The 7,346-nt window shown below is 30.1% G+C and carries 8 protein-coding genes; 1 reads left to right on the top strand and 7 read right to left on the bottom strand.

What is annotated here, in order from left to right; all coding sequences use genetic code 11:
- Positions 1 to 223: IS30 family transposase (locus ACP7AQ_RS14930; RefSeq protein ID WP_426065122.1), on the top strand; the 223-nt coding region annotated here is incomplete at its 5' end.
- Between the two features lie 189 nt (positions 224 to 412).
- On the opposite strand, the gene ACP7AQ_RS14925 is transcribed toward ACP7AQ_RS14930, so the two are convergent.
- The 7 genes from ACP7AQ_RS14925 to ACP7AQ_RS14895 all read right to left on the bottom strand — a co-directional run bounded on the left by ACP7AQ_RS14925 (position 413) and on the right by ACP7AQ_RS14895 (position 7,341).
- On the bottom strand, positions 413 to 922 hold the full coding sequence (locus ACP7AQ_RS14925; protein ID WP_426065121.1) for a hypothetical protein: 510 nt from the start codon (positions 920 to 922) through the stop codon (positions 413 to 415).
- A 3-nt stretch (positions 923 to 925) separates the two neighbouring features.
- A complete protein-coding gene (locus tag ACP7AQ_RS14920; protein WP_426096019.1) occupies positions 926 to 1,879 on the bottom strand; it encodes a hypothetical protein in 954 nt (317 codons plus the stop codon).
- Positions 1,863 to 2,387 carry a hypothetical protein gene (locus ACP7AQ_RS14915; RefSeq protein WP_426065119.1) on the bottom strand — a complete coding sequence of 175 codons (525 nt, stop codon included), beginning with the start codon at positions 2,385 to 2,387 and terminating at the stop codon, positions 1,863 to 1,865. Before ACP7AQ_RS14915 ends, ACP7AQ_RS14920 begins: the two co-directional genes overlap by 17 nt.
- Positions 2,380 to 3,366 (bottom strand): hypothetical protein, encoded by a 987-nt coding sequence (locus ACP7AQ_RS14910; protein ID WP_426096018.1) that lies wholly within the window; start codon positions 3,364 to 3,366, stop codon positions 2,380 to 2,382. The genes ACP7AQ_RS14915 and ACP7AQ_RS14910 overlap by 8 nt, the downstream gene beginning before the upstream one ends.
- Before the next feature lie 200 nt (positions 3,367 to 3,566).
- A complete protein-coding gene (locus ACP7AQ_RS14905; protein WP_426096017.1) occupies positions 3,567 to 5,480 on the bottom strand; it encodes a type II secretion system protein GspD in 1,914 nt (637 codons plus the stop codon).
- A 4-nt stretch (positions 5,481 to 5,484) separates the two neighbouring features.
- Positions 5,485 to 6,888, bottom strand: a complete 1,404-nt coding sequence (locus ACP7AQ_RS14900; RefSeq protein WP_426096016.1) for a GspE/PulE family protein — start codon at positions 6,886 to 6,888, stop codon at positions 5,485 to 5,487.
- A gap of 3 nt (positions 6,889 to 6,891) precedes the next feature.
- On the bottom strand, positions 6,892 to 7,341 hold the full coding sequence (locus tag ACP7AQ_RS14895) for a prepilin peptidase (protein ID WP_426096021.1): 450 nt from the start codon (positions 7,339 to 7,341) through the stop codon (positions 6,892 to 6,894).
- Between the last annotated feature and the right edge of the window lie 5 nt (positions 7,342 to 7,346).

Genomic DNA, 7,346 nt, shown 5'->3' with positions numbered 1-7,346 from the left:
AGATTTTTTCTTTGCCAACCCTTACAGCCCTTGGGAACGTGGTGCAAATGAAAATCTAAATGGATTAATAAGACAATACATACCCAAATCATCATCATTTGATGAAATAACTCCAGAGAAAATTATAGAAATACAAGAGAAATTAAACAATAGACCAAGAAAAAGATTTAATTTTGAAACACCTAATTATATGTTTAATCAAAAAGTTGCATTTATAACTTGAATCCTGCGATTAAATCAAATCCTTTCTTATAAAAATTGGCAGCAGTATCTTTTTTAGTTAAATATATTTTTATACACATCATTTCTTAAACGCAGTCAATTTATCATTTTAATCTACCTTTTACTTATTTCTAATGCAGGTTTTTAATTCCGGTTCTAATCATTATTTCGTTACTTTCTCAAAAAAAGATTAATTATATCGAATTATTTTTTTTTCCTTGTTAAAATTAAGTTCAATAGAATCGTTGTATAATTCCTTTACAGTTACTCCTCCAATTTCATCATTTTTTCTTAGTTTGTATAGCCTGTTATCAATTTTAACCAAAATTAATTGTTCGTTCTTCTCTTTTGATGTTATATAGCCATGATATGAAATCAATGGCCAATTTATAATAATTTTTGGTTTCAAAACAATAGGATTAGTCTTAATTTTTGCATTTGGTATTTTAGAATAGTATTTTTTTGAGATGAAATTGTGTACTGGATTTTGTCTGTTCAAAAAAGGATCTCTAGCAACTTTTCCCAAGTTAAAAGTGTCTTTATTTATCTGATTTAAATTTAACTCATCATTTAATTCAGTTTTGTTAGCCACCAATTCTTTTGAAAAAAAATATTGGCTAATCGTTTTATAAGCTACTGCGCCCCAAAGCCCCAAAACCACAATTATCAGAATACTATTTATTTTCTTTTTTGCAGTCATAATCTAATTTATTGTAAACTTATATGGAGCACTAGCTACACTAACATTTCCCGCTTGATCTATAGCCTTTATTCTCCAAAAATAAATACCTGCTGTAGAAAAAGTTTGTTGAAAGGTGGTTGAACTTGCGTTAGATGTTTGACTAATTGTTGTGAAATTTTCATTGTTTGAAAATTCAATTTTATAAGAAATTGGGGCCTGAACAGTTCCTGAGTCTGTAGCTATCGTCCACGTAAAAGATACCTGTTGATTTATTATTTGTAGAGAATTGTTTGCTGGTGTAACATTTTGTGGCTGATTAGCAATTACAGTATCCATAGAAAATTTTCTCCCTGCATATCGTAATGTTTCGGTAGTGCCGTTCTTTGCTTTTACTCTCCATTCATAGATTCCATCTGCTAAATTTGGAATATTTAATGTTACAGATATTCCTGTAATAGCTGATTTTAGATAGATTTGTTGACCATTTATAATATTATTTACTTCAACACTATAACTTGTAGCATTTGGAAGGGATTGCCAATTAAACGTGATATTAGTAAAATTCACATAGATCTCATTTTGAGGGCTTGATAAAATGACTTGCTGGTTTGTTAAGTCCTCAGAAATGACTGTTGAAAAAGTTGCTGGAAATGAATAAGATGATTGATAGGCAAAATTCTCGCCTCGCACCCTCCACTGATAAGTTCCCTGTTTTAATGGATATGTTAAATTCGTTTTACTGACTAATGAATCTAGTATTGTAGATTGATTTGCGCCATATATTTGTACTCGATAATTATCAGTACCTTTGAGGCTGTTCCATTGAAATTTAACTACGTTACTCTCCACTTTCGATTCATTCAGAGGAGAAATAATTAGCACTGAATCGTTCGTAATGTCTTCTTCAAAAATATCTTCACACGACATTGTTACTATTGCCAAAGCGAATAGTATAATTTTATTTATTGTTTTCATAATTTTGGAAAATCATTTTTAAATGTAAAACGTCAGATTTATTATTTTTCTTAACGATGTAAAAATTCATGCTAACCATTCTTGAAAAGTTAAATTCTTTTTCAAAATCATATCCTAACTGCAATAGTTGATTACTATTTCCTGTTACATCAAGCTGGTTTGTAATAATCGCATAATTATCATCAGGAAAAACATGAATAGGCTGCAAATCATTAATAGAAACTTGCGGTTGTTTTTCGGCTGCAAAACTTACTATACCTTGTTGCACCATTTCTTTAGTTATTCCCTCTTTACCGATTATATTATCTAAATAGACAATATCTCTAATTAATCCATCAGTGTTATTTGCTTTTTTATTGATATCGTCTGCTTTTGCCGACAAAACTTTGTATTCACTGATTACCTGAAATAATGTGTGGAATGATCTTTTGTATGCCGTTATTGAAAGCATTAAAAAGACAACAATTAATGCGGTGCATTTTGTTTTATAGGAATAGTTTTCAAACATCTTTTATTGCGATTTTTACTTCAAATTGGGATTTATTTTTCTTATCCTTTTTAAAACTTATAATTTCAAAATGCTGTAGCCAATTCATTTTTTTCAAGCCTTCCATCCATCCATTAAATGATGACTCTTTGAATGTTTCCCCTTTAACTATAATAGTTTTAGCCTCAAAATTCATTTTCTGATTCGCTTTGATTTCTTTATTTAACGGTGTTATATTTAACGCTGTCAAAGAAATATCCTGTGGTATTACTTTAATTATTTCATAACCATTATAGGAAAGAAATTTTGAAGACAAAAAACCCGACTCTTTTAAAATACTTTGTTTCTTTTCTTTTTGCTTTTCTAAATCCAATATCAACTGATAGGATTGATTTGAATATACATTTTGAAGATTGAGTTCTGCATTTTTTGACCCATAATGCTGTATCAAAAGATAACTTGCTAATAAAGTCGTCAGAAACCCTATAAGCATTGCAATACCAAAAATATTAAATGCTTTTTTATAAATAATTTCTTCAACATTTAAAGTTTCATTTTTCGTTTTCGAAACTTCTTTTGGCTGAATAAAAAAATGAATTAACGTACCATAAAGCGGTAAAAAACTGCTTGAAATAATCTCTTCTCCAATGGTATATTGTTCTTTTTTTATTGATTCTGTTTGTTTTTTAAAGCCTACAAGCTTTTCATTATCAAATTCCAAAAACAAATCGTTTGAAATTATTGTTTCGTTTTTTATTGCAGTAAATAATAATGCTGACAAAAAAGAACCAATATAAATATCCACTACTTGAAATCCTTTTTTTTGAAATTTTATTATAGTATCATCTACAATATTTTTCCTGCAAAAACTTATAAAATTACTATTAGATCCTTCTAAACTAGTTTGGTAAATCGATTTGTAATCAATGTTTTTCTGCCAACTTACATCTGCCTCATTATTCAAATTAATCTCCTTGTTTAACACTCCTTTTCCATCCACAACCAGAATTATAGGCAGCTTTATATCGATATTTTTACGTAACTCCTCGACTGTGTCATAAAAAGCCATATTGACAACATCTATTTTTTGACCTTTCTTTTTAACTGTAAGCACGCTGTAGCTTTCGTCGTCGTCTTTTTTAATGACACCAATAACATGCAAATTATTTAATTTTATTATTTTAGATATAAATGTAATCATCAATATACAACTGTTGGTTTGATAAAAATATGCAATTTTGAATTGCTTTTTCCTTTTTTACGACTGCTAAAAAACCATTTAATAATTGGAATTTTTGATATTAAAGGCGTTCCTGAACCTGAATTTTCTTTTTTCAATTCGTCCAATCCTCCCAATAAAATCATTTCGTTATTTTTAACTCTCACTAAAGATTCAAATTTTTGAGTTGCTTTTCCAGGAGGGGCAGTTTCTCCGGCTCTACCTAAAAACGAACTTTTTTCTACTGCAATTGTTAATGTTACATTCTCATCAGTGGATACAAAAGGTTTAATCGATACGGTTAAGTTGGCATCGGTTGACTTCCATGTTCCTGAATTCAATATATCATTCCCGATACTATTATTAATTAATCTATTACTTTGTTCAAAATAATAACTGGTTTCACCAATAGATAATTTCGCTTCATGTCCGCTGATCGTCGCTATTTTCGGTGTAGATTCTACTTTAATTATCGAATTATTTTCAAGCAACTTTAGGTTCAAATAAAACGACGAGGCTACTTTCCCTAATTTAAAAAGACCAAAACCATTGAAAGCATTGATTAAACTATTCACTGACGAAGCATTTACTGTTACATCAGCAGTGGGAAACAATACGCCTCCAGTTTGTGTTTTATTTATTTTATCCAGACCCATTTTCATTCCCGTTTGAATATCGTACGACTTGTTATATTGCACAATAATCACTTCAATCTGAACCATTGGGACTACCTTATCAATCTGCTTGATATATACTTTTAATTCTTCAAGTATCGATTTTGCACCTGAGACAATCAGTCCGTTTAATTCCACAAATTCTTTAATTTCTAATTTTTCTGAAAAGACCTTTGGTAAGGAACTAAGCACTGATTCAATAGACCGATTTTCCAGTTGGATCATTTCGGTGACTCTCAACCCCTCTGTTGCTTGTTCTCCAATCAAGTATAAGTTATCCTGTTTTTTGTAGGTGTATTTTTTGCCTTTAAAAATATTTTCCAGTAATTCATCAAAAGTGATATTTTCTGCGGATAATGTTGTTTTTTCGTTTTCGGGTTTGTTATATAAAAAGTAATTTATGTGTAATTTTTCGGCAGCCTCCGTTAATAAATCGGCAACATCGGCAACGTTTGCTTTTACCGATAAAAAGCCATTTTTATTTAAATCGACCTGATAATAACCGGGAGAACCTATGCTTGCTTTAGGTTGTTTTGATTTTGGAATATTACTATTATTCGGTGTAGTATTGTTATTTTCGTCTTTATTCTTCTCAATAAAATAAAATCCATTTTCATCTTTGGTTGCAACCAGATCATTTGATTTTGCCAACATTTCTATTACCTGATCAAAGGGTCTGTTTAGAATATATGCTGACACTTTAAGAGTTTTTACATTAGGAGCCAGAACTAAATTCTTACCGGACTTATCAATAATTGCCTTGGTAACTGATGGTAATGAATCGTTTTCCAGTTTAACAGACAAGAAGTCATTCTGAGAATTATAATTTACATCAATAACTTTGGGTAATTTTTTTTCAATAATTTTAACCTCTTTTCTCTTTTTAAAAGTGATGATATTATTCATAAAAGTGACTTCTAAATCATATTTTTGAACAAGATGAATAAATACTTCCTTCACCGTTACATCATAAAAATTATTGGATATTGCTTGATCTAAGTCATCTTCAATATCTATATTTAATTGATGTTCTTCTGCCATTGATGAAATAAAATCATGTAACGTCAGTCCTGAAACATCAATTTTTATAGATTCATTTAAACCTTTTTTTTGTATCGACAGCTCGTCAAATTTCCGGCTCAACTCATTTATATCTTGTTGTGCAACAACAAGATTTGTAAAAAAGAACCCAATTAGTATGTAAACAATTTGTTTGAACATTTATTTATATGTTAATTAAAATAGAATATATTTCCTCTAAGGCCGTTTCACCTTCGGCTAAAATATCAAAAGCCTTATCAGACAGCGATTTATAGTTTTCATCATTATTAAATAATTTCGTAATCGTATTGTTTTTTATTGCTTCACAAATCGTATTATCGATAGTCAAAACTTCATAAATAGCCCTTCTGCCTTTATATCCTGTATGAAAACACTTGTTGCAGCCGACAGGTTTATTATATTTTGAAATTTCATACGGAAATTGAAAATTCCCTGGAAAATCTTCTTTATAACATTCCACTTCTTTCTTACAATTGTTACAAAGTTTTCGTATCAATCGTTGTGCGACAGAAAGATTTAATGTTTCTGCGATCAAATAAGATGGTACTCCCATGTCTAATAATCTCGAAACAGTACCTATCGCCGAATTCGTATGTATAGTTGAGAGTACCAGATGGCCCGTCAATGAAGCACGAATGGCCATTAAAGCAGTTTCAGAATCACGAATTTCCCCTAACATAATTACATCAGGATCTTGCCGTAAAAACGATTTTAAGGCCGAAGAAAAAGTCAATCCAATATCTTCTTTTAGCTGTACTTGATTGATGCCTTTTAAAGTATATTCAATGGGATCTTCAACCGTTACAATATTTCTTCTGCTATCGTTTAGCAATCGTAAAGTAGCATAAAGTGTTGTTGTTTTTCCAGAACCCGTTGGACCACTTATTAAAATAATTCCATTAGGCTTTTTTACCGCTTCTAAATAGTGTTCCAGTTCTTCTTTTTGGAGACCTAATGTACTCAGATCAATATTAGATGCATCTTGTCCTAACAAACGCATTACTATTTTTTCTCCAAATAAAGTTGGTAAAATAGAAACCCTTATGTCGAACGATTCGTTAGTAATCCTCCCGTCTTGTGGCAGTCGTTTTTCAGTAATATTAAGTTTGGCTTTTATCTTAATCTTATTCACTAATTCCAGATAATTTTCTCGCTCAACCATATATCGCTCAATTAATTGACCATCTATTCTAAAACGGATCCGGGATGAATCTTCGTAAACCTCAAAATGAATATCACTGCATTTCAAGGATTTTGCTTCTCCTAATAAGTTTTCAAGAAAATCTCCTTTGTCAACATTAAGTGATTTACTTAAATTTACTTGTCTATCTTTTCGGTAATAAATAGATAGTGCTTTTTCAATTTCAATGGTATCTATCGGACTGAAAACAATATGTTTCCCTAAAAAAAGTTCCAATTCTTCCTTAGCATCCGGATTGTTAGATAAGTCATCGATGTATAATTCCAATGTGTTTTCAGAAACTGATTTAGGCAATATTCTATACTGATTTGCTAAATCACTTGAAATGCTATGCTGATTTTCGGAAAGGATTACTATTTCTTGCATAACTTATAACAACGTAATTTTTTGAAAATCCAACATCATATCTTTTATGATTAGTATAAATAATAGTAGGGCTGAAAATCCTGCTAACGGAACCGTATTCTCCCGAATTATTTTTTTCAATCCCAACTGAAGGCCTATTGCAAAAATCATTGAAAATATGAAAAATAGAATGTAGTTTTGAAGTAGGAACAAGGGAGCTATTGCCACATAAAACAATAAATCTCCTAACCCAAAATAATTTTGAAAAGGGTTTAAAAATTTTTTGGTTTTTAGACTCATATAAAGAATTAATATAATTAATGTTAGTAAGAAAAAAACCAAATTATAAACAATAATTTTAAACAAAATTTTATTTTCATGTTGAATCACGTATAAAGAAAAAAGGAAAATAGCTAAAGGTAATCCCACGTGAATTCTCCTGTATTTCCAATCTTGAAAAAACACAGCCAGCAAACAAA

Source organism: Flavobacterium sp. DSR2-3-3 (assembly GCF_049896585.1).
In the GTDB taxonomy this organism is placed as follows: domain Bacteria; phylum Bacteroidota; class Bacteroidia; order Flavobacteriales; family Flavobacteriaceae; genus Flavobacterium.
The sequence above is the reverse complement of the archived record's forward strand: the minus strand, read 5'-3'. Positions and strand labels throughout refer to the sequence as shown.

Bases quoted from the DNA above. Each gene is read 5' to 3' on its own strand.
- ACP7AQ_RS14925 (WP_426065121.1), bottom strand. From the start codon at position 922: ATGACTGCAAAAAAGAAAATAAATAGTATTCTGATAATTGTGGTTTTG.
- ACP7AQ_RS14920 (WP_426096019.1), bottom strand. From the start codon at position 1,879: ATGAAAACAATAAATAAAATTATACTATTCGCTTTGGCAATAGTAACA.
- ACP7AQ_RS14915 (WP_426065119.1), bottom strand. From the start codon at position 2,387: ATGTTTGAAAACTATTCCTATAAAACAAAATGCACCGCATTAATTGTT.
- ACP7AQ_RS14905 (WP_426096017.1), bottom strand. From the start codon at position 5,480: ATGTTCAAACAAATTGTTTACATACTAATTGGGTTCTTTTTTACAAAT.
- ACP7AQ_RS14900 (WP_426096016.1), bottom strand. From the start codon at position 6,888: ATGCAAGAAATAGTAATCCTTTCCGAAAATCAGCATAGCATTTCAAGT.